Below are 25631 nucleotides of genomic sequence, written 5' to 3'. Positions count from 1 at the left end.
TGTGCTCAGCGGCCGGGCAGGTGGGCCTCGATCAGGTGTCCGGCGATGGAGAGCCCGCGTGGGGGGATGGCCGGCATCGCGTCGTCGGGGCCGACCCAGACCGCCTCGGCGATCTCGTTCTCGTCCAGCCGGATCTCGCCGCCCGCGTATTCGGCCGTGAACGCGACCATGAGCGAGTGCGGGAACGGCCAGGACTGGCTCGCGAAGTAGCGCAGGTCCTTCACCTGCAGCCCGACCTCCTCGAACACCTCACGGTGGATGGCCTCTTCGATGGATTCGCCCGCTTCCAGGAAGCCGGCCAGCGCCGTGTAGAAGCGTGTCGGCGAGTTGTTGTGACGTGCCAGCAGGATCTCGGGGCCGCGCCGCACCAGCACCATCATGGCCGGCGAGATGCGCGGGTAGGCCGTGTGGCCGCAGGCCGGGCAGCGCATGCAGCGTTCGCCGGCCACGTGCGTGGTGGGCCCGCCGCAGGCGCCGCAGAAGCGGTGGGTGCGTGCCCATTCGGCGATCTGCCAGGCGCGGCCGGCGACGGCCAACTGGCCTTCTTCCATGGCGCCGAACAGTGCGCGCAGCCGGCGCGGGCGCAGGCCCTCGGGCAGCGGCGTGCCCTTGGGCAGCCAGGCCACGCGGCAGTAGGCCTCGTCGAGCAGGCCCACGGGCAGGAAGTCTGCGCTGCGCAGGCCGAGCGCGGCACACACGATGGCACCGGGCAGTGCCAGATCGGCTTCACCGACCAGGAGTTCGTCACCGCAGAACACGAAGTTCTGCACCAGGTCCTGTTCACGCGCTGCCAGCAGCGGGGTGAACGAGGGAGGGGTTTGCAGCATGGGCTGGTATCCGGGGCCGTTGGAGCCCGCATGCTAACCGCCGCTGTGCATGCGCGTCAGAGCGCGAGCACCAGCGCCGCGCGGGCCTGCAGGCCGTCGCTGCCCGCGGTGTAGGGCAGGGTCACGGCCGCACGGTCGGCGGTGTCCAGCCGGCGCCAGAGGCAGTCGCGCGCATTGCCCGGATCGCCCTCGACATAGAGCTGCGTGGTCAGCAGCTCGCGCGCGCCCAGCCGCACCTTCACATGGATGTGCGGCGTGCGACCGCTGTAGGGCACGGGCCGGATGGTGCGGAAGCGCCAGCGGCCCTCGGCGTCCACCGTGGTGCGGCCGAAGCCCTGGAAGGCCGGGTCCTGGCGGCTGCCGTCGCCGGGGTGGTCGTAGTGGCCGGCCTCGTCGCACTGCCAGATCTCCACCTGGGCGCCGCGCACGGGCCGTCCCTCCAGGTCGCGCAGCGTGCCGTCCAGCCAGGCGGGCTGGCCGCGGGCGTAGCGCCGTGCGCCGTTGCGCAGCAGGTCGTTGTCGGCGTCGGCCGGAAGGGCGACGGGGTAGAACGGGCCTTCGGTCTGCGCCGGCGTGGGCCGTGGCCTTGGTACGGGCTGGGCGCGCGTCGTCAGCACGACCGGGCAGGCGATCAGGGCGGCGGTGAGCGTGCGGCGGGTCGGCATGGCGTTGAGATGCGGCCGGCCGCGCCGAGGTTCCGCGACTACAGGAACAGCGCGTCGAAGCCGTCCACGGGCTCGAAGCGCTTGTTGTGCCAGCGCAGGCGCAGCGGGCCGGGCATGGCGCGCTCGCGCACGGGATGGCACACGTCGCCCGGATAGCAGACCACGCGCGTGCCGCCGTCCTCCAGGCTCTCGGGCTGGATCAGCGGCGGGCGGCGCGTGCGGGCCGCGGCCACGGCGTCGCTGGCCGTGGCGTGGCGCGCCAGCTGGGCCAGCGTCATGATCTGCGGCGGCGCCATCTCGATCTCGCGGTCCCAGTAGCGCTGCAGCGCGGCGCGCGGCGACAGCCAGGTGCTCTCGGTGGTCTCGTAGTCGTCGTGCGTGGCGACCTGCTCGGGCGGCACCATGGCCGCGAAGAAGCGCGTGTCGAAGCGCTTGTTCATGACCGAGGGCACGCGTGGCGTGATCCAGCGCGACCAGGGCGCGAGCCGGCGCGTCTGCACGCGCAGGTCAAGTTCGGCCAGCATGGCGTTGAACGGCGTGCCGGCCTTGAGCAGCGCACTGGCCCGGGCCAGGTCGGGCTCGCTGCCATCGGCGGACTCGGCCAGCAGCACGCCGGCTTCCTCGAAGGCCTCGCGCACGGCGGCCACGTACAGGCCGGCGGCCTGGGCCGCGTCGAGTTCCGCGTCGTGCAGGCTGGCGTGCAGCGCGGGCGCGGCCTGGTCGAGGTGCTGTGCGGCATCGAGCTCGGCATCGGCCAGGTCGAGCTTGCCACCCGGGAACACGTAGGCGCCGCCCAGCACGTCGGACAGGCCGTGGCGCTTCATGAGCAGCACCTCCAGGCCGGTCGCACCGTCGCGCAGCATGACCACGGTGGAGGCCGCGCGCGGCGGCGTGTCGATGGCATGCAGGTTCAGTTCCATGGGGGCGTCTCCAGTACAGTTGCGCGGTTTTTTTGCTGTGCCGCAGGCTACCAGAGGCTTCTGGTGGCCGCTGTCGCGCAGCTTCCACTTGCCAAGGAGACGAACGAATGGGTCTGGATTTCAAGGGCCGTGTGGCCATCGTCACGGGTGCCGGCGGCGGCCTGGGCCGCGAACATGCGCTGGCACTGGCCAAACGCGGCGCCAAGGTGCTGGTCAACGACCTGGGCGGCGCGCGCGACGGCAGCGGTGGCTCCACCAGCGCGGCGCAGGCCGTGGCCGACGAGATCGTCGCCGCCGGTGGCGAGGCCCTGGCCAACGGCGCCTCGGTCACCGACTACGCGGCCGTGGCGGCCATGGTGCAGCAGGCCGTGGACGCCTGGGGCCGCGTCGACATCCTCGTCAACAACGCCGGCATCCTGCGCGACAAGAGCTTCGCCAAGATGGACCTGGCCGATTTCCGTCTCGTCATGGACGTGCACCTGATGGGCGCCGTGCACTGCTGCAAGGCCGTCTGGCCGTTCATGACCGAGCAGAAGTACGGCCGCATCGTGATGACCAGCTCGTCCTCGGGCCTGTACGGCAACTTCGGCCAGTCCAACTACGGCGCGGCCAAGATGGCGCTGGTCGGCCTCATGCAGACCTTGGCGATCGAAGGTGCCAAGAGCGGCATCCGCGTCAACAGCCTGGCGCCGACGGCCGCCACGCGCATGACCGAGGACCTCATGACGCCCGAGGTGCTGCGCGCGCTCGACCCGGCCGCCGTGGTGCCGGCCATGCTGGTGCTGGCCTCGGAAGACGCGCCCACGCGCGCCGTGCTGTGCGCCGGCGCCGGCTCGTTCGAGGCTGCGCACGTCACGCTGACGCAGGGCCAGTGGATCGGCACCGGCGAGGAAGCGCCCGAACGCCTGGCCGCTGCGCTGGACGCCGTGCGCGCCCGCGAAGGCGAGACCGTGCCGCAAAGCGGCTCGGAGCAGGGCCGGCTGGAAGTCGGCCGCGCGGTGCAACACGCCGGCTAAACCCTCGCCTGCAGGGCTTGCCGGCCTGTGATACCTTCCGGCCCCACACAGATTCGGGGCTTGAAACAACAATGGCCACAACGACCTTGCATGCCAGCACGCCCCTCATGGAGCGCGTGGGCGCCCTCACGGCCGAACGCCTGCGCGGCATCCGCCGCGGCTTGGAGAAGGAAAGCCTGCGGGCCACGCCGGATGCCGGCCTGGCCTTGACGCCGCACCCGGCCGCGCTGGGTTCGGCACTCACGCACGAACACATCACCACCGACTTCAGCGAGTCGCAGCTGGAACTCATCACCGGCGTGCACGGCGATGTGGACAGCTGCCTCGCGGAACTGCGCGAGGTGCACCAGTACGTCTACCAGGTCCTGCGCGAGCAGGGCGACGAGATGCTGTGGGTCTCCAGCATGCCCTGCGGCCTGCCGACCGACGAGACCATCCCGATCGGCCGCTACGGTTCGTCCAACGTGGGCCGCGCCAAGAGCGTCTACCGCATGGGCCTGGGCCACCGCTATGGCCGGCGCATGCAGACCATCTCGGGCATCCACTACAACTGGTCGATGCCGGGCATCGACAGCGGGGCCTACTTCGGCCTGATCCGCAACTTCCGCCGCCATGCCTTCCTGCCGCTGGTGCTGTTCGGCGCCTCGCCGGCCGTGTGCGCGAGCTTCGTGCAGGGCCGCGAGCATGCGCTGCAGCCACTCGGCGAGCACAGCATGTACCTGCCGCACGCCACCTCGCTGCGCATGGGCCGGCTCGGCTACCAGAGCGATGCGCAATCCACGCTGGCGGTCAGCTACAACAGCCTGGAAGGCTATGGCGCCTCGCTGCAGGAGGCGCTGACCAAGCCGTATCCGGCCTACGAGGCCGTGGGCATCCGCAACCCAGGCGGCGACTACAACCAGCTGGCCACCAGCCTGCTGCAGATCGAGAACGAGTTCTACGGCACGATCCGGCCCAAGCGCGTGATCCACCCCGGCGAGCGGCCATTGCACGCGCTGCGCGAGCGCGGCGTCGAGTACATCGAGGTGCGCCTGATGGACCTGGACCCCTTCGAGCCGCTCGGCATCGCGGCCTCGACCATGCGCTTTCTCGACGTGTTCCTGCTGCACTGCCTGCTCAACGACAGCCCGCCCGACACGCCCGAGGAGATCGCCGCGCTGGCGCGCAACCAGCACCGCGTGGCTGCGCGCGGCCGCGAGCCGGGACTGGTGCTCGAGCAGAACGGCCGCGAGCGTGTGCTGACCGAGTGGGCGCTGCAGCTCGTCGACGAATGCCTTCCGCTGGCACAGGCCATGGACGCTGCGCTGGGTGGGCAAGGCCATGTGGCGGCAGTGCAGGCCGCCCGCGCCGCGCTGCTGGCGCCCGAGACGCTGCCCTCGGCCCGCGTGCTGGAGCACGCCACGCGTGAACATGGCAGCAGCTTCACGCGCTTTGCGCTGCAGCACTCGCTGCAGACGCGCGCACAGCTGTTGGCGCTGCCGTTCCCGGATGCACTGCGCGAACGTTTCGTGGCGGCGTCCAGCGCTTCCATCGAGGCGCAAAAGCGCATCGAGGCCAGCGACACCATGCCCTTCGACGTTTACCGCGAGGAGTATCTGCGGCCCGAGCGCCTGGGCCTTGCGCTCAAGCGCCGTGGCAGCGGCGCGGCGCCGCAGGTACTGCAGGCCGCCGCGCTCTGAGGCTCAAGGCCGGTCGGCGCGCCGGCGCCACAGGAAATGGCCGATGAAGGCCAGGCCCAGCACCAGCGCGAACCAGCCGACGATGGCCGACTGCGCGATCGTGTCGCGCATGCCCGAGGGCGGCATGAACTGCGGACCCAGCAGCACGGCCAGGCCGATCACGCAGCACAGCCCGCCTTTCCAGGCCAGGTCGGCCTCCTTCTTCGCGTCGCGGCTCACAGCGCGGCTGCGTCGGCTTGATCGGCGTCGGGCACGCCGTCCTTGCGGATGGACTCGCGCTCGCGATGGCGGTTGTCGCGGCCCCTGTCCACCGTGTGTTCCACCAGCCGCTTGAGCTTGTCGGCTGCGCCGCGCACGGCCAGGTCCTGGCTGTCGGCGTCGTGGTGGACGGCCAGCGGCTGGTGGTGCGCCAGCCGTACTTCGAGCAGGCAACGCTTGTCGGCGCCCCCTGCCTTGCCGCCGTTCTCGTCCGACAAGTGCACCTCGATGCGCGTGATGTCGTGGCGAAAGCGCGCCAGCTCGTCCTGCAGGTACTGCTCGGCCCAGCGGTCCAGCGATTCCTTGTTGGGCAGTCCGGTCGTGTTCACTTGCACTTGCATGGGTCGGGTCTCTCTCTTGAACCAGTGGGCCGCCCAGTGTGCCTGAGCCCTGCAAGCCCCGGTGTAGGAACGGGGCGATTGTGTCCGGGGGCTCTGGTATCGTTCTTGCGTTTTTTGTGTCCCCCCGTCCTACAGGAACCGATCCCATGTCTCGACCTTCTTCGCCTTGCACGGTCCGCCGCCGGCTCACCCAGGCCCTGGCCGTGGCGGCCTTGCTGGGCACGGGCCTGGCCGCCCAGGCCCAGTCCACGGTGCGGCTGCTGGTCGGCTTTCCAGCCGGCGGCGGCACCGACGTGATCGCCCGCACCTTGGCGGACAAGCTCCAGGGCGAACTCGGCCAGAGCGTGATCGTCGACAACCGCGCCGGCGCCGGTGGCCAGATCGCAGCCAATGCGCTCAAGACCTCCGCGCCCGATGGCAACACCTTCTTCCTGACGCACGACCACACCGTCTCCATCCTGCCGCTGGTCACGAAGAACCCGGGCTTCGACCCGGCCAAGGACTTCGTCGCCGTGGCCGGCTTCGCCACCTTCGTGAATGCGCTCGCGGTGTCGGGCGGCACGCCCGCCAAGTCCATGCCCGAGTACCTGAACTGGCTCAAGAGCCAGGGGGGGCGCGGCACCATCGGCATCCCGGCGCCGGCCTCGACGCCCGAGTTCCTGGTCAAGGTGCTGGCCGACAAGTACAAGATGGACCTGCTGGCCGCGCCCTACCGCGGCAGCGCGCCCATGATCGCGGACATGCTGGGCAACCAGATCAGCGCGGGCGTCGGCTCAGTGCCCGACTTCATCGAGAACCACAAGGCCGGCAAGATCCGCGTGGTCGGCGTGCTGGGCAGCGCGCGCCAGGCCGCCATGCCCGATGTGCCGACCTTCGCCGAGCTCGGCGTTTCCGGTTTCGAGGACCTGCCCTACTACGGCATCTTCGCGCCGGCCGGCACACCGCAGGCCGCGATCGACCGCTTCTCGGCCGCCGTGGCCAAGGTCATCGCCATGTCCGACGTGCGCGAGAAGCTCACGGCCATGGGCCTCACGGTGGGCTACATGCCGCAGCAGCAACTGCACAGCCGCGAGCAGGCCTACACCAAGACCTGGGCGAAGATCATCAAGGACAGCGGCTTCCAGCCGCAGTGATGGTCGCGCCCCCGGCGCCAGGCGCCAGGGGGCAATTTCGCTCAGCGGCGCCGACGGGCCGCCATGCCCGCGCCGGCCAGGCCCAGCAGCAGCAGTGCCAGGCTGCCGGGCTCGGGCACGGTGGACATCTGCAGCGTGAAGCTGTCGCCCACGCCCAGGCCCGACACATCGATCAGCCAGTCCTGGCCGCCGGCGGCCAGCGGGTCGCCCACGGTGAAGAACACGTACTCGGGCGACGCGAAGTCGACCAGGGCCGTGCTGCCCATGCCGCTGGCCTGGGGGTTGGAGCCGAAGCCGCCATCGCCCACGCTGCCGATCGACAGGAACGCCGCGCCGCCCAGCGTCAGCGCGAAGTGCTCGATGCCCAGGCCGAAGAAGTTGTTGACGATGGCGTTGAACGACAGCGGGCTGCCAACGTCGCCGGCCTCCAGCGTGAAGCGCAGTTTGGCCGGTGCGGCGCTTGCCAGGTTCAGGTCGAACGAGGCCAGGCCCACCGTGCTGTAGTCGTCCACGGTGCTGCCGGCGCCGCCGGAGAAGCCGGAGACCACGACGGCGGATGCCGGGGCAGCGAACAGGGCGCCGGCGGTGATGGCGGCCACGGCCGCGAATTGCTTGAACGGATGCATGGATGTCTTTCCTTGAAGGGGATGGGCGTTCACAGCGTGCCCTTGGCCCAGGGGCCGGTGATGGCCACGGTCAGACCCGGGCCCTGCAGGTTGGCGAACAGCACGCGGCCGTCCGGGCTGAACACCGAGCCGCACCATTCGGTGTTGCGGCGGTTGCCGGTCACGCCGTTGGTCTTGCCGGCCGCCATCAGCTCTGCGGCGGTGCAGTTGTAGTTGTTGGCGGCGAATTCATAGGTCGTGCCGTCGGGGTTCAGCGCCATCAGCCGCTGCGCGGGCACCGAGATGGGCTGGCCCGCCGCATTGAGGCCGGAGCCGCTGCCGTCCTCGTTGAACAGCACACCGCCGCGCGGGCTCACGCACAGGTTGTCGGGCGAGTTGCCGACCGTGATGTCGTTGCTGACCAGGATGGCCTTGAGCGTGTTGCTGGCCAGGTCCAGCGCCCAGATGCGGCCGGCGCGGTTGGGGTTGGACGTGACCTGCTTGTCGGTGAAGAACACCGTGCCGTTGGCGACCCAGCAGCCCTCGCAGGCACCGAACACCGCCGCGCCATTGGCATAGGCCTGGATGTAGGGGCCGGCGGCCGACACGTTGCCGACGATGGAGGCCAGCGTGGCGCCGTCCATGTCGGGGTCGGGGATGTCGGCCCATTCGATGGCGAACTCCTGGCACAGCGTGGGCATGCGCATGTCGGCGTTCATGACGCCTCGGACCTTCAGCCCTTGCAGGCGGCCGCCCGCGTGCAGCGAGTCGAGGCCGCCGTCCACGTTGTTCGGCAGGAAGCGGTACAGCGTGTTCGCGTTGCCCTGGTCCTCGGTCAGGTACCAGTAGCCCGTGTCCGGGTCGAGTGCGCTGGCCTCGTGCGCCATGCGGCCCATGCCGACGATGGGCAGCGGGTTGGCCGCGGTCAGGCTGGTGTCGGCCGGCACTTCGAAGATGTAGCCGTGCTTCTTGCCTTCGCTGCTGATGGCGTTGCTGCGGATCTCCTCGTTGGTCAGCCAAGAGCCCCAGTTCGACGAGCCGCCCGCGCAGTTGCGGTAGGTACCGCCGAAGGAGGCGTAGCTCTCGACGAAGTTGCCGTCGCGGAACACCAGGTTGGTGGTGCCGCCGACCTGGTAGGCGCCGTTGGTGGCGCCGGTGTCGTGCTTGGCCACGCGGGCGCGGCCGGCGCCCAGGATGTTGTCGGGGTTGGAACTGGTCGAGCGCTCGTGGTTGCGCACCAGCACGATCTCATTGCTGCGGCCGACCTTGCGCGAACGCACCACGCCCATGCCGTCATGCGTGGAAGGCGTCAGTAGGCCATCGCTCATGAGGTCGTTGGTCCAGCCGTAGGACTTGTAGGTGAAGCCCGGCGGCAGCTGCAGCAGCGGCAGGCCGGTGACCTGGTCGTTGACGGGCGTCAGCGCGCCGTAGGGGCTGGCGACCAGCGTGGAGGCCACGGCCGGCACGCATTGCGCAGCCTCGGCGTTGCGGCTGGCCAGCGCGGCGATGGGGCCGCCGAAGGCCGCCAGGATGGCGGCCGAGCTGCTTTTGAGCATGCTGCGGCGGCCGTGGGACACGTCGTGTTCGGTCATGGGTTTCCTCGTGGGAGTACAGGGCGGCGCGATTGTGTTGACCGTCCATGACAGTGGCGTGGCGCTGCCGCGGCCGCGCGCGGCCGGCCCGATGTCAGGCGAGGTCGGCCTGGACGAGCAGCGCCTTGTCGGCCAGTGCGCCGGCCAGCGGGCCGTCGTAGGCCAGCCTGCCGCCGGCCAGCACCAGTGCGCGCGCGCCCAGCTGCGGTGCGCTGGCCAGCTGGTGCGTGCTGGTGACCACCGTGGCCGGGCTCTGCGCCAGCCAGTCCAGCAGCCAGCGCGCGGTGCGCGGGTCCAGGTGGGCCAGGGGTTCGTCCAGCAGCAGCAGGCGCGGCTCCATCACCAGCACGCAGGCCAGGGCCAGGCGCTGCTTCTCGCCGCCCGAGAGCAGGAAGGGGGGCTTGTCCAGCAGGTGGTCGATGCGCAGCCGTGCGGCCCAGTCGGCGATGCGCGCCTCGGCATCGGGCAGGCCCAGGCGGCGCGGGCCGTAGCCGATCTCGTCGCGCACCGTGGGGTTGAACAGCATGGCCTCGGGGTGCTGGAACAAGAGGCCCACCTCGCGCCGGAAGCGCCGCGCCCAATCGGTGCGGCGCGCGCGGGCCGGCGTCACGGCCTCGCCGTCGTAGCGGTAGCTGCCGGCGCTGGGAAAAACCAGCGCGTCCAGCAGTTGCAGCAGCGTGGACTTGCCGCCACCGTTGGCGCCCAGCAGCACCAGCTTCTCGCCAGGCGTGATGCGCAGCGAAACGCCGGACCAGACCGGCGCGGCATCGGGCCAGCCGAAGGCCGCACCCTCCAGTTCAACCATCGAAGCCGCCGCGTGCGCGCACCGCCATGGCCGAGGCCTGGGCGCCGGCCACGGCCTGGTCCAGCAGATGGCCGGCCGTGGCCGCGCCATGCCGCGTGCGGGCGCGCAGGCCGCCCGCGCCGGCCGTGCGGCTGCGAAACGCCAAGCCGTGCTCGCGCACCAGGCGCGCAAACACCTGGGCCTGGCCGGCCGCCAGCGTGGCCAGGAACTGCAGCGTGGGCGCGAAGGCCAGGGCCTGCAGCACGTTGACGCGGGCCACGAAGACGAAGCCCAGCAGCACCAGCAGCAGCACGCGCAGGTTCAGCACCAGCAGCGGCTCGGCCAGCGGCGCGAGCGGCCTGCCCTGCAGCAGGGCCTGCAGCAGCAGGCCGCCGCTCACGGCCAGGTTGAAGGCCAGCACCGCCAGCAGGCTGCGGCGCAGCAGGCGCCAGCGTTGCGGGCCGGCCAGCCAGAGCGCGAGCAGCAGGCCGGCGGCCAGGGCCCGGCCGTCGTGCACCAGACCCAGGCCCAGCACGGCCAGCAGGTAGGCCGCGAGCCAGCGGGTCGGCGTCATGTGAACTGCCAGCGCCGCGCCCTGGCGGCGCGCCAGACCAGCAGCGTCAGCGCGGCCTCGGCCAGGCCCAGCAGCGCGTGCGGCGCGAGGATGGCCGGCAGGACCACGGCGGGGCCGAACGGGAAGAACTGCGCCGTGCCGTCGGCGCGGTGCGCCATCCAGGGCTGCAGGCCCAGCACCAGCGCCACCAGCGCGGCCGAGGCCATCACGGCGCACCAGGTGGCCAGCAGCACGGCGGCGTCTTCGTGCCAGCCGCGCAGCGCGCGGAACACCGCGAGCGCGACCAGCGCGCCCGCGCCGCCGATGGCCAGCGCGTTGACGGGCAGGGCCGTGATGCCGCCGGCGCCGAACAGCAGCGACTGCAGCAGCAGCACCAGGCTGTAGGCCAGGAAGGCGAGCCGTACGCCGAACAGCAGCGCCAGCAGGGCGACCCCCACGGCATGCACCGAGGTGCCGCCGGGCAGCGGCAGCATCACCAGGCCCATGGCGTAGACCAGGGCCGTGAGTGCGGCCAGGCGCGGCACCAGCGCCTCGTCCAGCCGCGCGCGCAGGCCGCGGCCGGCGGCCCACCAGGCCACCGCCGCCACGGCATAGGCCGGCAGGTAGGTCTGCGGCGACAGGAAACCGTCGGGGATGTGCATCAGGCGGGCTTCTTGCGCAGCAGGCGCTGACCCAGCGCACCCATGCCGAGGATCAGGCACACGCCGAGGGCCGCGCGCGCCCAGCCCGGGTCGGCCGGCGCGGACGCCTTGGCGCTGGTGGGGGCTGCGCCGTCGTGCGCCGCGAAGTCCAGCGCGGTCTCGATGCCGTGCCCGTCGGCCGAGTAGGCGCGCAGGCGCCAGCCTTCGGCCGCGCCGCCGGCGCCGGGCAGCAGCACCAGGCGGCCCTGCTGGTCGGTGCGGCCGGTCTGCACGGGCTCGCTGCCCTGGCCGCGGAACAGTTCGTAGCGTTCGAACGCGAAGGGTTCGCCGTCGGTGTAGTGCAGCACCACGACCACCGCCTCGCCCACCGCGACCTCGTGCCGCACCGCGTGCGCCCAGGCCGCGGCCGTGCCGGCCCAGGCCGCGAGCGCGAAGGCGAGGGCACGGGCGGCGCGCATGTTCAGCGGGCCTCGAACACCAGTGCGCTGGAGACCGACAGGGTGTCGGCGCGCGCGTCGCCTGCGATCGGGCGGCGCGCGCTCACGCTGAACATCTGCCGGCCCTTGGCGACCGGCAGCAGCGCGCGGCCCTGGGCATCGGCCTTGGTGTCCCTGTCCTGTCCGGCTTCGTGCCAGGACAGCGTGGCGCCGGCCAGCGGCTGGCCGTCCCACAGCACCTGCACGGGCAGCTGCGTGCCGGCAACGGGCGCCTGCGCCGACTGCGGCACGATCTCCACGGGCAGGCCCTGCACACGGCTGGCCTGAGCGTCCCAGACCTGCACGGTCTTGCCGTACTTGAGCGCGTGCGAGGCCGAGCTGGCGCCGGGCACCTCGTTCTTCGGCCCGCTCCTGCTGCCCTCGGGCGTGCGCGACCAGAAGCCGTTGTCGTAGTGCAGCAGCAGCAGCGAGGGCTTGCCGTCCACGGCCACCTGCAGCCCGTCCAGCTTGAGCGGCAGCGCCCGGCCGGCGCCATCGACCGCCTGGGCCTTGAGCACCTTGCTGGGCAGGGCCGCTTCCAGCTTGCCCTCGTGGCCGAACACCACCGTGAAGCCGCCCGTGGCCGGCTCGATCCAGGCATCGTGCGCCTGCGCGGCCGTGCCGAGCAGGGCCAGCAGCAGGGCGCCAACGCGGCGGTAGGAGAAATTGTTCATACGGCTCATTCTTTCAGAAGCTGAGGGAGGTGCCGAGCGTGACCAGCCGCGGTGCGCCCGGGTTGTAGGTGGGCGTGCCGCCCGTGATGCCGGCCGAGGTGGCGTAGCGGCGGTCGGTCACGTTGGTCAGCTGCACGAACCAGCGCTGCCTGTTCGCGCCGCGCACGTCGTAGCTGGCCATCAGGTCCAGCGTGCGGTAACCGCCGTAGGTCGTGGCCGCGCTGGTGGCGCTGGGCTGGTTGATCGCATAGCGGCCGACGGCCCGTCCGGTGGCCGTCAGCGTGACGCCGGCCATGGGGCGCAGCGTGGCCACGAGCGTGGCCAGGTTGCGCGGCACGCCGGTGATGGCCGAGCCGACCAGCCAGGGCGTGCCGGGCAGGCTCTCCACCACGCGGGTGCGCGTGTGCGAGAGCGCGGCGGACAGCTCCCACAGGCCACCGGGCATCCAGCGCACTTCGGCCTCCAGGCCTTCGCGCCGCGTGCGGCCGATGTTGGCGTAGGTCAGCGAGGAGGCATCGACCAGCGCCACCTCGTCCCGGCTGTTGGTGCGGAACCAGGCCAGGTCGATCAGCCAGTCGGCGCCGGGCGTGAAGGCCAGGCCCAGCTCGGTCTGGCGGAAGGTGGTGGGTTGCACCGCCAGGCCGGCCGTGAACTTGGCCGCGTCGCTGGGCAGCGCATAGCCTTCGGCGATGCTGGCGCGCGCTTCCAGCACGCCGGGCAGCCAAGTCGAGCGCAGACCGAACTTGGGCGTGTTGACGGAGAAGTCCTGCATGTCGCCACACTGGGCGCTGGCGCCCGTGCGCGTCTCCTGGCCGCGGCGCGCGCAGCCGCCGGAGATGCGGTCGTGGCGCAGGCCCAGGCTGGGCCGCAGCAGCGGGTGCAGTGCCCATTCTCCCTGCGCGAAGACGGCATCGGTGCGGGTCTTGAGCATGCGGTCCAGCGTGCCGCTGCCGCCGTTCACGCCGGCGGTGGTCGTGGCGGCGGTGGTCTGGTTGTTGTTCAACGCGTCCAGGTAGCGGTAGTGCGTGTCTTCGGCGTAGTGCTCCGCGCCGGCTACCCACTGCACGGGGCGGTCCAGCCAGCGCTGGCTGGCGTTCAGGTTCAGGCCGTAGCCCAGCACGTCGCGGTCGTAGCTCTCGCGGCGCTGCTGCCAGGTGGTGGCATTGGTCAGCCGCGTGAACGAGCGCCAGAAGTCCTGTTTGGTGCCGTAGACGAAGCCCAGCAGCTTCAGGTCTGGCGAGATGCGGTGCGAGAGGTCGGCGCGCAGCGTGCCGTAGTTCTTGTCCGAGGCGTCGTTCATGACGTTCGGGTTCTTGTCGTAGAAGCGGCCGCGGCTGTCGTATTGGTCCTGGGTGATGACCGAGGCGGTGTCGGCATCGGCCTTGTGCAGGCGGGTGGACAGGGCCAGTTCGGTAGCGCTGGTGAGGTCGAAGGCCGCGCGCAGCGCCACGGTGGCGCGTTCGTTGCCGGACTGCTGGCGGTAGCTGTCGGTACGGTAGACCTGGGCCGCTGCGTTGACGCGGGCGCCGCCGACCTGCCCGCCGGCCGCGGCCTGCAGGTCCACCGTGCCGTAGCTGCCCAGGCGCAGGTCGGCCTCGCGGTAGCTGCCGCCCTTGCGCGATTCCAGCGCCACCACGCCGGCGCGGTTGAAGTTGCCGTACAGGGCCGATACCGGACCCTTGAACACGCGCATGTTGGCCAGCTCCAGCGGCACCAGCACATTCAGGTCGGCGTAGCCGTCGGCGTGGCTGGAGGCCTCGTTGAGCGGGATGCCGTCGATGACGAAGCCGATGTCGCCGCCATGCCCGCCGCCCGAGAAACCGCGCAGGACGAAGGAGTTGGCCACGCCGCCGTAGCCCAGGCCACGCACCTCCATGCCGGGGACTTCACGGAACAGCTGCTCGGGCTGGCTGATCTGGCGTTCGCGGATCTCCTGCTGCGTGAAGCTCTGCACGCTGTAGGGCTGGTCGGCGCTCTCGGCCAGGGCCTGGCCCTTGATCGTCACATCCTGCAGTGCCGCGCCGGGCTGCTGCGCCTGGGTCGACGTTGCCAGAACCGCGGCGGCCAGGCCGCTCCACCACCGTGTCGCATGCATGCGGAACTCCCTCATAAGAAGATTGTTGATTTCTTCTTACAAGTATCGCAGGCGGGCGCACGGCGCCCCATGCGCCGAATGGCGTATGGCGCCGTGCGCGGCGCCGGTGTGGAGGGCTTACTTGCCCCAGCTGTCCTTCAGGCCCGTGGTGCGGTTGAACACCGGCTTGTCGGGATGGTGGTCGCGCCGGTCGGCCACGAAGTAGCCATGGCGCTCGAACTGGAAGCGGTCGTCCACGCCGGCGCTGGCCAGCGAGGGCTCCAGGTAGGCCTGCACGGTGCGCAGGCTGTCCGGGTTCAGGCTGTCCAGGAAGTTCTTCCCACCCGCGTCGGGGTGGGCGTCGTTGAACAGACGCTCGTACAGCCGCACCTCGGCCGGCACGGCGTCGTGCACGCCGACCCAGGTGATCACGCCCTTGACCTTGATGGCGTCGGCGCCCGGCGTGCCGCTCTTGGTGTCGGGCACCAGTTCGGCATGCACCTCGGTGATGCGGCCTTCGGCATCGCGCACGGCGCCTGTGCACTGCACCACGTGGCCGTACTTGAGGCGCACGCGGTTGCCGGGCTTGGCCGTGCCGTCGGCCGCGATCTGCGGCGGGTACAGGCGGTGGAAGCCCTTGGGCGGCGTTTCCTCGTAGTCGCTGCGCTCGATCCACAGTTCCTTGCCGAACTGGAAGCTGCGCCGACCCTGTTCGGGCGCGTGAGGGTTGATCGGCGCGCTGCAATCGTCCAACGTGCCGGCGCCGTGCAGCGCGTCCCAGTTGGTGATGACCAGCTTGACCGGGTCGAGCACGGCCATGGCGCGCTTGGCCGTGGCGTCCAGCGTGTCGCGCAGCGAGCCTTCCAGCGTGCTGTAGTCGATCCAGCTGTCGCTCTTGGTCACGCCGATGCGCTCGGCGAAGAGCTGGATGGCCTCGGCCGTGTAGCCGCGCCGGCGCAGGCCCACGATGGTGGGCATGCGCGGGTCGTCCCAGCCGCTCACGCGCTGCTCGTTGACGAGCTGGGCGAGCTTGCGCTTGCTGGTGATCACGTAGGTGAGGTTCAGCCGCGCGAACTCGTACTGCCGCGGCGGCGGGGCCGACAGCAGGCCGCCTTCGGCCAGGCGTTCGAGCAGCCAGTCGTAGAACGGGCGCTGGTCTTCGAACTCCAGCGTGCAGATGCTGTGCGTGATCTGCTCCAGCGCGTCCTCGATCGGGTGCGCGTAGGTGTACATCGGGTAGATGCACCAGCGGTCGCCCGTGTTGTGGTGCGTGGCGCGGCGGATGCGGTAGATCGCCGGGTCGCGCATGTTGATGTTGGGGCTGGCCATGTCGATCTTGGCGCGCAGCACGGCGGCGCCATCGGCCAGCTGGCCGTCGCGCATGGCGCGGAAACGGGCCAGGTTCTCGGCGGGCGTGCGGCTGCGGAACGGGCTGTCCACGCCGGGCTTGCCGAAGTCGCCACGGTTGGCGCGCATTTCCTCGGGCGTCTGTTCGTCGACGTAGGCGTGGCCTGCCTCGATCAAGTACTCGGCCGCGCGGTACATGAAGTCGAAGTAGTCGCTGGCCTGGTAGAGGTGGCTGGCGCCGCCGGACTCCCAGTTGAAGCCGAGCCAGCGCACGCTGTCGACGATGCTGCGCACGTACTCCTCGTCCTCTTTCTCGGGGTTGGTGTCGTCGAAGCGCAGATGGCAGACGCCGCCGTAGTCGCGCGCCAGCCCGAAGTTCAGGCAGATGCTCTTGGCGTGGCCCACGTGCAGGTAGCCGTTGGGCTCGGGCGGAAAGCGCAGGCGCACGCGGGCCGGATCGCTCGGTCCCTGGGCATGGTGGGCGGCATCGCCGGGGCTGCCGCCCCAGTGGCGGCTGGCATAGGTGCCCTGGGCCAGGTCGTTCTCGATGATCTGGCGCAGGAAATTGCTTTGTTTGTGGTCGGTCGGCTCGGACGCGGGGGAATTCATGTAACCGATTCTAGGAGGGGAGCGTCGATCACTCAGGCTGAGGGCTTGTGCGGCCCTGCGCAGGAGTCGTTACCCGCGGTAACCTGTTTAACGCGCGCTGCGTCATCCATTTGCATGTTCGTGCGTCAATAGCCCATGGCCGCAATTTGCGGCGACGACATGAAGGAGTGCACATGGCATTGACGCAAGCAGGCCGCTGGGCCGCCGCCGCGGCCATCGGGATCGCAGGCTGGGCGATGGCGACCGGCGCCCAGGCGCGCGACGTGGTCTGGTCGGTCGGCGTGGGTGCGCCGGGTGCCCAGGTGATCGTGGGCAATGCGCCGGTCTACGTCGCGCCGCCCGTCATCGTGGCGCCGCCGCCGCGCTACTACCGGCCGCCGCCGGTCTACCACGCGCCGCCCGTGTACTACGTGCCGCCGCCGCGGGTCTACTACCAGCCGCAGCCCATCTACTACGGTCCGCCGCGGCCGCATTTCCATGGGCACCGCCACGGCCATCGGCACGACCGCCGCGACGGCTGGCGGCGCTGACGGCAGCCTGTCAGTCTCTCAGCGCAGCAGCATCACGGTGCGCAGCCCGGCAATGGTCAGGGCCAGCGACCCCAGCAGATGGGTCGCGGCTGTGGCCAAGGCCAGGCCATAGCGGGCGTCCCGCAGCATGAGCACCACTTCGGCCGAGAAGCTCGAGAACGTCGTCAGCGCACCCAGGAAACCTGTGACAAGGGCCAGCCGCCAGGCTGGATGCAGGGTCGGTGCCGCCTCGAAAACGCCGATGCACACACCGATCAGGTAGCCGCCGATCAGGTTGGCGGCCAGGGTGCCCAGCGGGATCGGCCCATGCGTGTTGAGCCACAGGGACAGACCCCAGCGGCCCAGCGCGCCCAAGCAGGCGCCACAGCAGATGGCGAAGACGGATAGCATGGTGAGGTGCCTCGGATCGAATCGCCCGACACTGTAGCCGCAGCCGATGGGCTGCTCGGTGTGGTCATGCTGGACACACGCTTTCCGCGCCCGCTCGGCGACATCGGGCATCCGGGCAGCTTCGGTTGCGCCGTGCGCCAGTGGCGCGTTGCAGGGGCATGGCCGCGCGAAGTGGTGGGCTCGCCGCCCGCCTTGAGGGCGCTCGCGCCGGCCTTCGTCAACGCGGTGCGCGCGCTGACCGCGCAGGGTGCCTGTGCGGTGACGACAAGCTGCGGCTTCCTGGTGCTGCTGCAGGATGTGCTGCAGGCCGCCACCCCTGTGCCCGTGCGCAGTTCCAGTCTTCTGCAGTTGCCCGCGTTGCTGGCATCGGCCGCCCAGGTGGGCGTGCTGACCATCAGCGAACAGGCCTTGACGCCCGCCCATCTGCTGGCAGCGGGTGTGCCCCCGGCGCGGCTGGCCGACGTGCTGGTGCAGGGCGTGGCGCCGGACAGCCATTTCGTCGCCGCCATCCTCGGCAACGCGCCGGCCTTGGACCTGGTGCGCGCCGAGGCCGAGGTGGTGGCCGCGGCCCTGGCGTTGCAGGCCCGCGCGCCGCAGCTGCGCACGCTGGTGCTGGAATGCACCAACCTGCCGCCCTATGCGGCGGCGGTGGCGGCGGCGACCGGCTGGCGCTGCCTGTCGCTGCTGGACGATGCGGTGCTGCGCGCGGCCCTCAGTTCATCATCTGCTGCGGCAGCCAGGTGACCAGGCCGGGGACCAGGTAGAGCAGCAGCACGGCCAGGCACATCAGCAGGAACATCGGCAGCGCGACCTTGGCGATCCAGGGCAGCTCCTTGCCCGTCATGCCCTGCAGCACGAACAGGTTGAAGCCCACCGGCGGCGTGATCTGCGCCATCTCCACGACCAGCACGATGAAGATGCCGAACCAGATCGGGTCGATGCCGGCCTTCTGCACCGTGGGCATCAGCACGCCCATGGTCAGCACCACCATGGAGATGCCGTCCAGGAAGCAGCCCAGGATGATGAAGAACACCGCCAGCGCCGCGAGCAGCTGGCCCTGGCTGAGCCCCAGCGAGGCGATCCACTCGGCCAGATGGCGGGGCAGGCCGATGTAGCCCATGGACAGCGTGAGGAAGGCCGCGCCCGCCAGGATCAGCGCGATCATGCAGTACAGCCGCGTGGCGCCGAGCAGCGCGTCGCGGAAGTTGGCCCAGCTCAGCGAACCCTGCACGGCCGAGATCACCAGCGAGCCGACCACGCCCAGCGCGGCCGCCTCGGTGGCGGTGGCGATACCGGCGTAGATCGAACCCAGCACGGCCACGATCAGCAGCACCACCGGGATCAGGCTGCGCGAGGCTGCGAGCTTCTGCGTGAAGCCCATCTTCGCGTCGGCGGCCGGCACCAGATGTGGGTTGCGCAAGGCCCAGACCACGATGTAGCCCGAGAACAGCAGGCCCAGCAGCAGCCCGGGCAGCACGCCGGCGATGAACAGCCGCGAGATCGAGACCTCGGCCGCGACGCCGTAGACGATCATGATGATGGACGGCGGGATCAGCAGCCCCAGCGTGCTGGCGCCGGCCAGCGTGCCCACCGTCATGTGCTCGGGGTAGCCGCGCCTGGCGAGCTCGGGTAGCGTCATCTTGCCGATGGTCGCGCAGGTCGCGGCGCTGGAGCCCGAGACCGCCGCGAAGATGGTGCAGCCCACCACGTTGGTGTGCAGCAGCCGGCCCGGCAGTGCCTGCAGCCAGGGCGACAAGCCCTTGAACATGTCCTCGCTGAGCCGGGTGCGGAATAGGATCTCGCCCATCCAGACGAACAGCGGCAACGCGGTCAGTGTCCAGCTCGAAGCGGAGCCCCAGATCGTCACGGCCATGGCGTCGCCGGCCGGCCGCGAGGAGAACAGCTGCATGCCGATCCAGGCCACGCCCGACAGCGTGAGCCCGATCCAGACGCCGCTGCCCAGGATCAGGAACAGCGACAGCACCAGCAGGCCGGTGATGACCAGGTCACTCATTGCGCAGTGCCTCCCCGCTGGCGGCCTGCGCGCGCTCGCCGCGCAACTCGCGCACCAGTTCGTCGACGAAGGCCAGCGCGAACACCACCGTGCCCACCGCCATGGCCAGCTGCGGGATCCACAGCGGCGTGGCGTCGTTGGAGGTCGAGATGTCGTGGAAGCTGTGCGACTGCCAGACCAGCCGGCAGCTGTAGAACGCGAACAGCGTGGCCAGCAGCGTGGCCAGGCCCAAAGACCAGAGTTCCAGGCCACGGCGTGCGCCGCCGCGCAGGGCGTTGATCAGCAGCGTCACGCGGATGTGCTCGCCGCGCTTGAGCGTGTGGGCCAGCGCCAGGAAGCCCGCACCGGCCATCAGGTAGCCGGCGTAGGCGTCGATGCCGGGGATGTTGAAGTGCAGCTGGCGTCCGATGATGGACAGCAGCACGGCGACCAGCAGCGCCACCATGCACAGCGCCGCCAGCCAGGCGGCGCCGTCGTAGAGCGCGTCGAGAAGGCGGCGCATGCGGCCTTACTTGCGGTAGGCGTCGACCAGGGCCTTGCCATCGGCACCGGCCTTGTCCAGCCACTCCTTGAGCATGGTGTCGCCGACCTTGGCCATGTCGGTCTTGAGCTGCGGCGGGGGCGGCAGGATGTTCATGCCGTTGGCCTTGAGCTTCTCCTGCGTGTCGGTGTTCTCCTTCTTCGACGCGGCCCAGCCGCGCGTCTCGGCCTCGGCCGCGGCCTTCATCACCGCGCTCTTGCCGGCCGCATCCAGCGCGTCGAACGCGGCCTTGTTGACGATCACCGCGTTCTTGGGCAGCCAGGCCTGCGTGTCGTACCAGTACTTGATGTGCTCGTAGGTCTTGGTATCGAAGCCGGTGGAGCCGGACGACATGTAGGACTCGATCACGCCCGTGGCCATGGCCTGCGACAACTCGGCCGCCTGCACGGTGACGGGCTGCGCGCCCACCAGCTCGGCGATGCGCGCCGTGGCCGGGCTGTAGGCGCGCCACTTGACGCCCTTGAGGTCGGCCGCGGACTGGATCGGCTTCTTCACGTAGATGCCCTGCGGCGGCCAGGCCACCGTGTACAGCAGCGACATGCCCTGCTCGTTGAGCTTTTTCTCCAGCAATGGCTTTTGCGCCTGGTAGAGCTTCCAGGCCGCGTCGTAGCTGTCGGCCAGGAAGGGCAGGCCATCGGCGCCGAACACCTGCCACTCGTTCTGGAAGTTCACGAGCAGGATCTCGCCCGCCTGGGCCTGGCCGCCCTGCACGGCACGCTTGATCTCGGGCGCCTTGAACAGCGAGGCGTTGGCATGCACCGTGATCTTGAGCTTGCCGCCGGTGGCCTTGTCCACGTCCGCCGCGAACTGGCTCAGGTTGACGGTGTGGAAGTTCGTGGCCGGATAGGCGGCCGGCAGGTCCCACTTGGTCTGGGCGAAGGCCTGGGGTGCCAGGGCCAGTGCGGCAGCTGCAAGCAGGGCGGGATGAAGCTTCATGGTCTCTCCGGTGGAAGGGGGATGGCGAAGGGAAACCAGCATAAATGCAATTCCCGGGCCACCCGCCCCGTGTTTGTCCGCAAGGCCGGCACGTACCATGCAAGCGGAGCCCGCATGCAGACACACCCACGCACTTCTTCCGTCCCCGCCCGCTGGCAGTTCTGGATCGACCGCGGCGGCACCTTCACCGACATCGTGGGCAAGAGGCCGGATGGCAGCCTGGTCACGCACAAGCTGCTGTCCGAGAACCCGGAGCGCTACGACGATGCGGCCGTCGCCGGCATGCGCGCGCTGCTGGGCCTGGCGCCGGGCGAGCCGATCACGGCCGAGCGCGTGGACTGCGTGAAGATGGGCACCACCGTGGCGACCAACGCGCTGCTGGAGCGCAAGGGCGCGCCGACGCTGCTGGTCACCACGCAGGGCTTTCGCGATGCCCTGCGCATCGCCTACCAGAACCGGCCGCGGCTGTTCGACCGCCATATCGTGCTGCCCGAGTTGCTCTACAGCGCCGTGGTCGAGGCCGACGAGCGTGTGGCGGCCGATGGCACGGTGCTGCAGCCACTGGACGAGACTGCGCTGCGGATCCGACTGCAGCAGGCCTTCGACAGCGGCCTGCGCAGCGTGGCCATCGTCTTCCTGCACGGCTGGCGCTTCGCGGCACACGAGCAGGCGGCTGCGCGCATCGCGGGCGAGATCGGCTTCACGCAGGTCAGCGCCTCGCACCGCACCAGCCCGCTCATGAAGCTCGTGAGCCGCGGCGACACCACCGTGGTCGACGCCTACCTCTCGCCCATCCTGCGCCGCTACGTGGACCAGGTCGCGCAGCAGATGCCGGGCGTGCGCCTGCTGTTCATGCAGTCCTCGGGCGGGCTGGCCGATGCCCATGCCTTCCAGGGCAAGGACGCGATCCTGTCCGGCCCGGCCGGCGGCATCGTGGGCATGGCGCGGACCGCGCAGCTGGGTGGCCATGACCGCGTGATCGGCTTCGACATGGGCGGCACCTCGACCGACGTGTCGCACTACGCGGGCAGCTTCGAGCGCGAGTTCGAGACCCAGGTGGCCGGCGTGCGCATGCGCGCGCCGATGCTGGCCATCCACACGGTCGCGGCCGGCGGCGGCTCCATCCTGCAGTTCGACGGCCAGCGCTTTCGCGTGGGCCCGCAGAGCGCGGGTGCCAACCCGGGGCCGGCCAGCTACGGGCGCGGCGGGCCGCTGGCGGTGACCGACGCCAATGTGCTGCTGGGCAAGCTGCAGCCGGCCTGGTTTCCGCAGGTGTTCGGGCCGGGCGGCGACGCGGCGCTGGACCTGGCCGTGGTGCGCCGACGCTTCGCCGAACTCGCGGCCCGGGCCGGGCGCAGTGCCGAGCAGGTGGCCGAGGGCTGCATCGCGATCGCCGTGCAGCAGATGGCCAACGCGGTCAAGAAGATCTCGGTGGCGCGCGGCTACGACGTCACGCGCTACACACTGCAGTGCTTCGGCGGCGCGGGTGGCCAGCACGCCTGCCTGGTGGCCGATGCGCTGGGCATGGACCGGGTCTTCGTGCACCCGCTGGCCGGCGTGCTGAGCGCCTACGGCATGGGGCTGGCCGACCAGTCCGTGATCCGCGAGCAGGCGCTGGAACTGCCGCTGCAGCCCGAGCAGCTGCCTGCCATCGCGGCTGCGCTGGAACGCCTGGCCGAGGCCGCTGGCACCGAGCTCGCGCGCCAGGCCATGGGCGAGGGCCCGACGCTGGTGGACCGGCGCGTGCACCTGCGCTACCAGGGCAGCGATGCGGCGCTGGTCGTGCCCTTCGGCAGTCTGGCCGACATGCAGGCCGCGTTCGAGGCCGCCTACCGCCAGCGCTTCTCCTTCCTGATGGCCGGCAGGGCGCTGGTGGTCGAGGCCGTGTCGGTAGAGGCCCAGCTGGCCGGCGATGCGCCCGCCGAGCCGCAGCTGCCATTGGGCGCGCCACGGCCTGCGCCGGTGCGCGAGACCGTGGCCATGTACTGCGAAGGTGCGTGGCACCAGGCCGCACTGGTGGTGCGCGAAGACCTGCGGCCGGGCGACCGCATCGCCGGCCCGGCCATCGTTGCCGAGCGCAATGCGACCACCGTGCTGGAGCCCGGCTGGGAAGCCTGCCTGACCGCGCGCGACCACCTGGTGCTGGAGCGCCGCCTGTCACGTGCCGTGGCCCATGCGGCCGGCACCACGGTGGACCCGGTGCTGCTGGAGGTCTTCAACAACCTGTTCATGAACATCGCCGAGCAGATGGGCCTGCAGCTGCAGAACACCGCCTACTCGGTCAACATCAAGGAACGTCTGGATTTCAGCTGCGCGCTATTCGACGGCGCGGGCCAGCTGGTGGCCAATGCGCCGCACATGCCGGTGCACCTGGGCTCCATGGGCGAGAGCATCCAGGCCGTGATCCGCGCCAACCAGGCCAGCACGCGGCCGGGCGACGTGTTCGCGCTGAATGATCCCTACCACGGCGGCACCCACCTGCCCGACGTGACCGTGATCACGCCGGTCTACCTGCACGAGAGCGACGCGCAGCCGCTGTTCTACGTGGGCTCGCGTGGCCACCATGCCGACATCGGCGGCAGCACACCGGGCTCGATGCCGCCGTTCTCCACGCGCATCGAGGAGGAGGGCGTGCGGATCGTCAACTTCCAGCTGGTCGCGGGTGGGCAGTTGCGCGAAGCCGAGCTGCTGGCCTTGCTGGGGTCTGGAGAGTTCCCGGCCCGCAACCCGCAGCAGAACCTGGCGGACCTGAAAGCGCAGATTGCGGCCAACGAGAAGGGCGTGCAGGAGTTGCGCCGCATGGTGGCGCAGTACGGCCTGGATGTGGTGCGCGCCTACATGGGCCATGTGCAGGACAACGCCGAGGAGTCGGTGCGCCGCGTCATCACGCGGCTGAAGGACGGCTGCTTCACGCTGCCGCTGGACAACGGCGCGCAGATCCAGGTCGCGGTCCGCGTGGACGCCGCGGCGCGCAGCGCGGTCATCGACTTCACGGGCACCTCACTGCAGCAGGACAACAACTTCAATGCGCCCACGGCGGTCTGCATGGCGGCCGTGCTCTACGTGTTCCGCACGCTGGTGGACGACGACATCCCGCTCAACGCGGGTTGCCTCAAGCCGCTGCAGGTCCTCATTCCGCCGGGCTCGATGCTGAACCCCAACCCGCCGGCCTCGGTGGTGGCGGGCAACGTGGAGACCTCGACCTGCATCACCAACGCGCTGTTCGGCGCGCTGGGCGTGATGGCAGCCGGCCAGTGCACGATGAACAACTTCACCTTCGGCAACGCGCAGCACCAGTACTACGAGACCATTGCGGGCGGCTCGGGTGCGGGTGAGGGCTTCGACGGCACCAGTGTCGTGCAGACCCACATGACCAACTCGCGGCTGACCGACCCGGAGGTGCTGGAGCACCGCTTTCCGGTGCGGCTGGAGAGCTACGCCATCCGCGCCGGCTCGGGCGGTGCGGGCCGCTGGCGCGGCGGCGACGGCGGCGTGCGCCGCGTGCGCTTCCTGGAGCCGATGACGGCCGGCATCCTGTCGAACGGGCGGGTGCATCCGGCCTTCGGCATGGCTGGCGGGCAGGCCGGTGCGCCGGGCCTGAACCGCGTGCTGCGTGCCGACGGGCGCGTGGAGCCACTGGGCCACATCGGCCAGGCGCAGATGCAGGCCGGTGATGTGTTCGAGATCCACACGCCGGGCGGCGGTGGCTTCGGTCAGCGGGCTGCGGAGGAGGGGGAGGCCGGCCGCTCGTAGGCCTGGCCGTTCACGCGCAGGCCTTGGGCTGAAAAGCGCGCCGCGTTGCCCGGGCCGATCCCCTTGATGCGGGCCATGAGGTCGGCCCAGTCGCGGAACGGCGCCTTGGCGCGCTCCTCCAGCATGGGCGTGGACAGGCCGGGGCCCACGCCGCGCAGGCCGTCGAGTTCGGCAGCGCTGGCCTGGTTGACTTCGAGCGCCCAGGCCGGCGCCGCCAGGACCAGCAGCAGCGCGAGCAGGGCGCGCATGGCTTCAGGCGCCGGCCAGCGCCAGGGCCTGCATGTAGGCCGTCACGCCCGTGCGCACATCGGCAAAGGCATGCTCGCAGCCGGCCGCACGCAGGGCCGTCAGGTCGGCCTGGGTGTGGCACTGGTACTTGCCGCGCAGCGCATCGGGGAAGGCGGTGTAGACGATGGCTTCCTGCTGCACGGCTTCTTCCAACGTCAGCGCCGTGCCGCGGCGCGCGTTGACGACAGCCAGAGCCACGTCGTTGAAGGGCTGGGCGCGGCCCGTGCCGAGATTGAACAGGCCCGAGCGGTCCGGGTGGTCGAGGAACCAGAGGTTCACGGCCACCACGTCGTCGATGTAGACGAAGTCGCGCTCCTGCTCGCCCGGCGCATAGCCGCCGTACTCGCCGAACAGGCGTACCTGCTTCTCGGCGTTGAACTGGTGGTACTGGTGGAAGGCCACGCTGGCCATGCGGCCCTTGTGCTGCTCGCGCGGGCCATAGACGTTGAAGTAGCGAAAGCCCACGGTCTGGTGGCGCGCGCGCTCGAACTGGGCGCCGGTCTCGCGGCGCAGGCGCTGGTCCACCAGCAGCTTGGAGTAGCCGTAGACGTTGAGCGGGGCCTCGTTGGCCGGATCTTCCTTGAACACGGCCGAGCCGCCGTAGGTCGCGGCGGATGAGGCGTACAGCAACCGCGTGTGCTGGCGCTGGCAGGCTTCCCACAGGTTCACGGTGAGCGTGTAGTTGTTGGCCATCATGTACTGGCCATTGCTCTCCATGGTGTCGCTGCAGGCGCCTTCGTGGAACACAGCCTCGACGCGGCCGTACCGGCCCTGGTCGAAGCGGGTGTAGAAGTCGGCCGCATCCACGTAGTCGGCGATCTGCAGGTCCGCCAGGTTGCGGAACTTGTCGCCCTGCGTGAGGTCGTCGACCGCGATGACGTCGGTCTCGCCGCGGGCGTTCAGGCCCTTGACGAGGTTGCTGCCGATGAAGCCGGCCGCGCCGGTGACCACGTAGCGTGTCATT

The 25631-nt window shown here is 70.6% G+C and carries 26 protein-coding genes; 6 read left to right on the top strand and 20 right to left on the bottom strand.

Annotated features, from left to right (window positions below):
- Positions 1-5: 5 nt before the first annotated feature.
- The 3 genes from nudC to ACSQ4M_RS31835 are packed head-to-tail and all read right to left on the bottom strand — an operon-like array spanning position 6 to position 2412.
- Positions 6-827: an NAD(+) diphosphatase gene (gene nudC, locus ACSQ4M_RS31845; protein ID WP_436193363.1), complete on the bottom strand. Its 822-nt coding sequence runs from the start codon at positions 825-827 to the stop codon at positions 6-8.
- Positions 828-883: 56 nt separating this feature from the next.
- A complete protein-coding gene (locus ACSQ4M_RS31840) occupies positions 884-1492 on the bottom strand; it encodes an intradiol ring-cleavage dioxygenase (RefSeq protein ID WP_436193362.1) in 609 nt (202 codons plus the stop codon).
- A 38-nt stretch (positions 1493-1530) separates the two neighbouring features.
- The gene (locus ACSQ4M_RS31835) at positions 1531-2412 is read right to left on the bottom strand and encodes an NUDIX hydrolase (protein WP_436193361.1); all 882 of its coding nucleotides are present in this window, start codon (positions 2410-2412) and stop codon (positions 1531-1533) included.
- Positions 2413-2519: 107 nt separating this feature from the next.
- On the opposite strand from ACSQ4M_RS31835, the gene ACSQ4M_RS31830 reads away from it, so the two are divergent.
- Together ACSQ4M_RS31830 and gshA are read left to right on the top strand one after the other, a co-directional pair.
- Positions 2520-3428 carry an SDR family NAD(P)-dependent oxidoreductase gene (locus ACSQ4M_RS31830; RefSeq protein ID WP_436193360.1) on the top strand — a complete coding sequence of 303 codons (909 nt, stop codon included), beginning with the start codon at positions 2520-2522 and terminating at the stop codon, positions 3426-3428.
- A gap of 71 nt (positions 3429-3499) precedes the next feature.
- Positions 3500-5107, top strand: coding sequence for a glutamate--cysteine ligase (gshA, locus tag ACSQ4M_RS31825; protein WP_436193359.1), 1608 nt, complete (start codon positions 3500-3502; stop codon positions 5105-5107).
- Positions 5108-5110: 3 nt separating this feature from the next.
- On the opposite strand, the gene ACSQ4M_RS31820 is transcribed toward gshA, so the two are convergent.
- Both ACSQ4M_RS31820 and ACSQ4M_RS31815 read right to left on the bottom strand, forming a co-directional pair.
- Entirely contained in the window at positions 5111-5326 is a 216-nt protein-coding gene (locus ACSQ4M_RS31820; protein WP_056657055.1) for a hypothetical protein, read from the bottom strand.
- A complete protein-coding gene (locus tag ACSQ4M_RS31815; RefSeq protein ID WP_436193358.1) occupies positions 5323-5706 on the bottom strand; it encodes an HPF/RaiA family ribosome-associated protein in 384 nt (127 codons plus the stop codon). The genes ACSQ4M_RS31820 and ACSQ4M_RS31815 overlap by 4 nt, the downstream gene beginning before the upstream one ends.
- Positions 5707-5852: 146 nt before the next feature.
- Here ACSQ4M_RS31815 and ACSQ4M_RS31810 point away from each other — a divergent pair, with 146 nt between their 5' ends.
- Positions 5853-6839 (top strand): Bug family tripartite tricarboxylate transporter substrate binding protein, encoded by a 987-nt coding sequence (locus tag ACSQ4M_RS31810; RefSeq protein WP_436193357.1) that lies wholly within the window; start codon positions 5853-5855, stop codon positions 6837-6839.
- Between the two features lie 41 nt (positions 6840-6880).
- On the opposite strand, the gene ACSQ4M_RS31805 is transcribed toward ACSQ4M_RS31810, so the two are convergent.
- The 9 genes from ACSQ4M_RS31805 to ACSQ4M_RS31765 form a co-directional block, all read right to left on the bottom strand.
- Positions 6881-7465, bottom strand: a complete 585-nt coding sequence (locus ACSQ4M_RS31805; protein ID WP_436193356.1) for a PEP-CTERM sorting domain-containing protein — start codon at positions 7463-7465, stop codon at positions 6881-6883.
- A gap of 29 nt (positions 7466-7494) precedes the next feature.
- Entirely contained in the window at positions 7495-9036 is a 1542-nt protein-coding gene (locus tag ACSQ4M_RS31800; protein ID WP_436193355.1) for a PhoX family protein, read from the bottom strand.
- A gap of 94 nt (positions 9037-9130) precedes the next feature.
- The gene (locus tag ACSQ4M_RS31795; RefSeq protein ID WP_436193354.1) at positions 9131-9841 is read right to left on the bottom strand and encodes an energy-coupling factor ABC transporter ATP-binding protein; all 711 of its coding nucleotides are present in this window, start codon (positions 9839-9841) and stop codon (positions 9131-9133) included.
- The gene (locus ACSQ4M_RS31790; protein WP_436193353.1) at positions 9834-10394 is read right to left on the bottom strand and encodes an ABC transporter permease; all 561 of its coding nucleotides are present in this window, start codon (positions 10392-10394) and stop codon (positions 9834-9836) included. The genes ACSQ4M_RS31795 and ACSQ4M_RS31790 overlap by 8 nt, the downstream gene beginning before the upstream one ends.
- Complete coding sequence (locus ACSQ4M_RS31785; RefSeq protein ID WP_436193352.1) at positions 10391-11035, bottom strand: energy-coupling factor ABC transporter permease; 645 nt, start codon at positions 11033-11035, stop codon at positions 10391-10393. Before ACSQ4M_RS31785 ends, ACSQ4M_RS31790 begins: the two co-directional genes overlap by 4 nt.
- Positions 11035-11493 (bottom strand): ABC transporter permease, encoded by a 459-nt coding sequence (locus ACSQ4M_RS31780; RefSeq protein ID WP_436193351.1) that lies wholly within the window; start codon positions 11491-11493, stop codon positions 11035-11037. The genes ACSQ4M_RS31785 and ACSQ4M_RS31780 overlap by 1 nt, the downstream gene beginning before the upstream one ends.
- A 2-nt stretch (positions 11494-11495) precedes the next feature.
- Positions 11496-12185: a DUF4198 domain-containing protein gene (locus tag ACSQ4M_RS31775; RefSeq protein WP_436193350.1), complete on the bottom strand. Its 690-nt coding sequence runs from the start codon at positions 12183-12185 to the stop codon at positions 11496-11498.
- Positions 12186-12198: 13 nt separating this feature from the next.
- Positions 12199-14280, bottom strand: a complete 2082-nt coding sequence (locus ACSQ4M_RS31770) for a TonB-dependent receptor (protein WP_436193349.1) — start codon at positions 14278-14280, stop codon at positions 12199-12201.
- Between the two features lie 117 nt (positions 14281-14397).
- Positions 14398-16215: a glutamine--tRNA ligase/YqeY domain fusion protein gene (locus tag ACSQ4M_RS31765; RefSeq protein ID WP_436193348.1), complete on the bottom strand. Its 1818-nt coding sequence runs from the start codon at positions 16213-16215 to the stop codon at positions 14398-14400.
- Positions 16216-16388: 173 nt separating this feature from the next.
- Here ACSQ4M_RS31765 and ACSQ4M_RS31760 point away from each other — a divergent pair, with 173 nt between their 5' ends.
- Positions 16389-16745, top strand: a complete 357-nt coding sequence (locus ACSQ4M_RS31760; protein WP_436193347.1) for a hypothetical protein — start codon at positions 16389-16391, stop codon at positions 16743-16745.
- A gap of 18 nt (positions 16746-16763) precedes the next feature.
- On the opposite strand, the gene crcB is transcribed toward ACSQ4M_RS31760, so the two are convergent.
- Positions 16764-17135, bottom strand: a complete 372-nt coding sequence (gene crcB / locus ACSQ4M_RS31755; RefSeq protein ID WP_436193346.1) for a fluoride efflux transporter CrcB — start codon at positions 17133-17135, stop codon at positions 16764-16766.
- Positions 17136-17141: 6 nt separating this feature from the next.
- On the opposite strand from crcB, the gene ACSQ4M_RS31750 reads away from it, so the two are divergent.
- On the top strand, positions 17142-17879 hold the full coding sequence (locus ACSQ4M_RS31750) for an aspartate/glutamate racemase family protein (RefSeq protein WP_436193345.1): 738 nt from the start codon (positions 17142-17144) through the stop codon (positions 17877-17879).
- On the opposite strand, the gene ACSQ4M_RS31745 is transcribed toward ACSQ4M_RS31750, so the two are convergent.
- The 3 genes from ACSQ4M_RS31745 to ACSQ4M_RS31735 are packed head-to-tail and all read right to left on the bottom strand — an operon-like array spanning position 17848 to position 20626.
- Entirely contained in the window at positions 17848-19149 is a 1302-nt protein-coding gene (locus ACSQ4M_RS31745; protein ID WP_436193344.1) for a TRAP transporter large permease, read from the bottom strand. The two genes, ACSQ4M_RS31750 and ACSQ4M_RS31745, sit on opposite strands and share 32 nt — an antisense overlap.
- On the bottom strand, positions 19142-19651 hold the full coding sequence (locus tag ACSQ4M_RS31740; RefSeq protein WP_436193343.1) for a TRAP transporter small permease: 510 nt from the start codon (positions 19649-19651) through the stop codon (positions 19142-19144). The genes ACSQ4M_RS31745 and ACSQ4M_RS31740 overlap by 8 nt, the downstream gene beginning before the upstream one ends.
- A gap of 6 nt (positions 19652-19657) precedes the next feature.
- The gene (locus ACSQ4M_RS31735; protein ID WP_436193342.1) at positions 19658-20626 is read right to left on the bottom strand and encodes a TRAP transporter substrate-binding protein; all 969 of its coding nucleotides are present in this window, start codon (positions 20624-20626) and stop codon (positions 19658-19660) included.
- A gap of 114 nt (positions 20627-20740) precedes the next feature.
- On the opposite strand from ACSQ4M_RS31735, the gene ACSQ4M_RS31730 reads away from it, so the two are divergent.
- Complete coding sequence (locus ACSQ4M_RS31730; RefSeq protein ID WP_436193341.1) at positions 20741-24379, top strand: hydantoinase B/oxoprolinase family protein; 3639 nt, start codon at positions 20741-20743, stop codon at positions 24377-24379.
- On the opposite strand, the gene ACSQ4M_RS31725 is transcribed toward ACSQ4M_RS31730, so the two are convergent.
- Positions 24340-24627 carry a ComEA family DNA-binding protein gene (locus ACSQ4M_RS31725; protein WP_436193340.1) on the bottom strand — a complete coding sequence of 96 codons (288 nt, stop codon included), beginning with the start codon at positions 24625-24627 and terminating at the stop codon, positions 24340-24342. The genes ACSQ4M_RS31730 and ACSQ4M_RS31725 overlap by 40 nt on opposite strands.
- A 4-nt stretch (positions 24628-24631) precedes the next feature.
- Positions 24632-25630 carry an ADP-glyceromanno-heptose 6-epimerase gene (gene rfaD / locus ACSQ4M_RS31720; protein ID WP_436193339.1) on the bottom strand — a complete coding sequence of 333 codons (999 nt, stop codon included), beginning with the start codon at positions 25628-25630 and terminating at the stop codon, positions 24632-24634.
- Between the last annotated feature and the right edge of the window lies 1 nt (position 25631).

Source organism: Pseudorhodoferax sp. LjRoot39 (assembly GCF_964253035.1).
Taxonomy (GTDB): domain Bacteria; phylum Pseudomonadota; class Gammaproteobacteria; order Burkholderiales; family Burkholderiaceae_C; genus Pseudorhodoferax.
This window is presented reverse-complemented; position numbering and strand designations above follow the sequence as displayed.

Bases quoted from the DNA above. Each gene is read 5' to 3' on its own strand.
- ACSQ4M_RS31785 (WP_436193352.1), bottom strand. From the start codon at position 11,035: ATGCACATCCCCGACGGTTTCCTGTCGCCGCAGACCTACCTGCCGGCC.
- ACSQ4M_RS31840 (WP_436193362.1), bottom strand. From the start codon at position 1,492: ATGCCGACCCGCCGCACGCTCACCGCCGCCCTGATCGCCTGCCCGGTC.
- ACSQ4M_RS31790 (WP_436193353.1), bottom strand. From the start codon at position 10,394: ATGACGCCGACCCGCTGGCTCGCGGCCTACCTGCTGGCCGTGCTGGGC.
- nudC (WP_436193363.1), bottom strand. From the start codon at position 827: ATGCTGCAAACCCCTCCCTCGTTCACCCCGCTGCTGGCAGCGCGTGAA.
- ACSQ4M_RS31805 (WP_436193356.1), bottom strand. From the start codon at position 7,465: ATGCATCCGTTCAAGCAATTCGCGGCCGTGGCCGCCATCACCGCCGGC.
- ACSQ4M_RS31810 (WP_436193357.1), top strand. From the start codon at position 5,853: ATGTCTCGACCTTCTTCGCCTTGCACGGTCCGCCGCCGGCTCACCCAG.
- ACSQ4M_RS31830 (WP_436193360.1), top strand. From the start codon at position 2,520: ATGGGTCTGGATTTCAAGGGCCGTGTGGCCATCGTCACGGGTGCCGGC.
- ACSQ4M_RS31740 (WP_436193343.1), bottom strand. From the start codon at position 19,651: ATGCGCCGCCTTCTCGACGCGCTCTACGACGGCGCCGCCTGGCTGGCG.
- ACSQ4M_RS31765 (WP_436193348.1), bottom strand. From the start codon at position 16,215: ATGAATTCCCCCGCGTCCGAGCCGACCGACCACAAACAAAGCAATTTC.
- ACSQ4M_RS31735 (WP_436193342.1), bottom strand. From the start codon at position 20,626: ATGAAGCTTCATCCCGCCCTGCTTGCAGCTGCCGCACTGGCCCTGGCA.
- crcB (WP_436193346.1), bottom strand. From the start codon at position 17,135: ATGCTATCCGTCTTCGCCATCTGCTGTGGCGCCTGCTTGGGCGCGCTG.
- ACSQ4M_RS31835 (WP_436193361.1), bottom strand. From the start codon at position 2,412: ATGGAACTGAACCTGCATGCCATCGACACGCCGCCGCGCGCGGCCTCC.
- ACSQ4M_RS31775 (WP_436193350.1), bottom strand. From the start codon at position 12,185: ATGAACAATTTCTCCTACCGCCGCGTTGGCGCCCTGCTGCTGGCCCTG.
- ACSQ4M_RS31780 (WP_436193351.1), bottom strand. From the start codon at position 11,493: ATGCGCGCCGCCCGTGCCCTCGCCTTCGCGCTCGCGGCCTGGGCCGGC.
- ACSQ4M_RS31745 (WP_436193344.1), bottom strand. From the start codon at position 19,149: ATGAGTGACCTGGTCATCACCGGCCTGCTGGTGCTGTCGCTGTTCCTG.
- gshA (WP_436193359.1), top strand. From the start codon at position 3,500: ATGGCCACAACGACCTTGCATGCCAGCACGCCCCTCATGGAGCGCGTG.
- ACSQ4M_RS31770 (WP_436193349.1), bottom strand. From the start codon at position 14,280: ATGCATGCGACACGGTGGTGGAGCGGCCTGGCCGCCGCGGTTCTGGCA.
- ACSQ4M_RS31725 (WP_436193340.1), bottom strand. From the start codon at position 24,627: ATGCGCGCCCTGCTCGCGCTGCTGCTGGTCCTGGCGGCGCCGGCCTGG.
- ACSQ4M_RS31730 (WP_436193341.1), top strand. From the start codon at position 20,741: ATGCAGACACACCCACGCACTTCTTCCGTCCCCGCCCGCTGGCAGTTC.
- ACSQ4M_RS31795 (WP_436193354.1), bottom strand. From the start codon at position 9,841: ATGGTTGAACTGGAGGGTGCGGCCTTCGGCTGGCCCGATGCCGCGCCG.
- ACSQ4M_RS31815 (WP_436193358.1), bottom strand. From the start codon at position 5,706: ATGCAAGTGCAAGTGAACACGACCGGACTGCCCAACAAGGAATCGCTG.
- rfaD (WP_436193339.1), bottom strand. From the start codon at position 25,630: ATGACACGCTACGTGGTCACCGGCGCGGCCGGCTTCATCGGCAGCAAC.
- ACSQ4M_RS31800 (WP_436193355.1), bottom strand. From the start codon at position 9,036: ATGACCGAACACGACGTGTCCCACGGCCGCCGCAGCATGCTCAAAAGC.
- ACSQ4M_RS31760 (WP_436193347.1), top strand. From the start codon at position 16,389: ATGGCATTGACGCAAGCAGGCCGCTGGGCCGCCGCCGCGGCCATCGGG.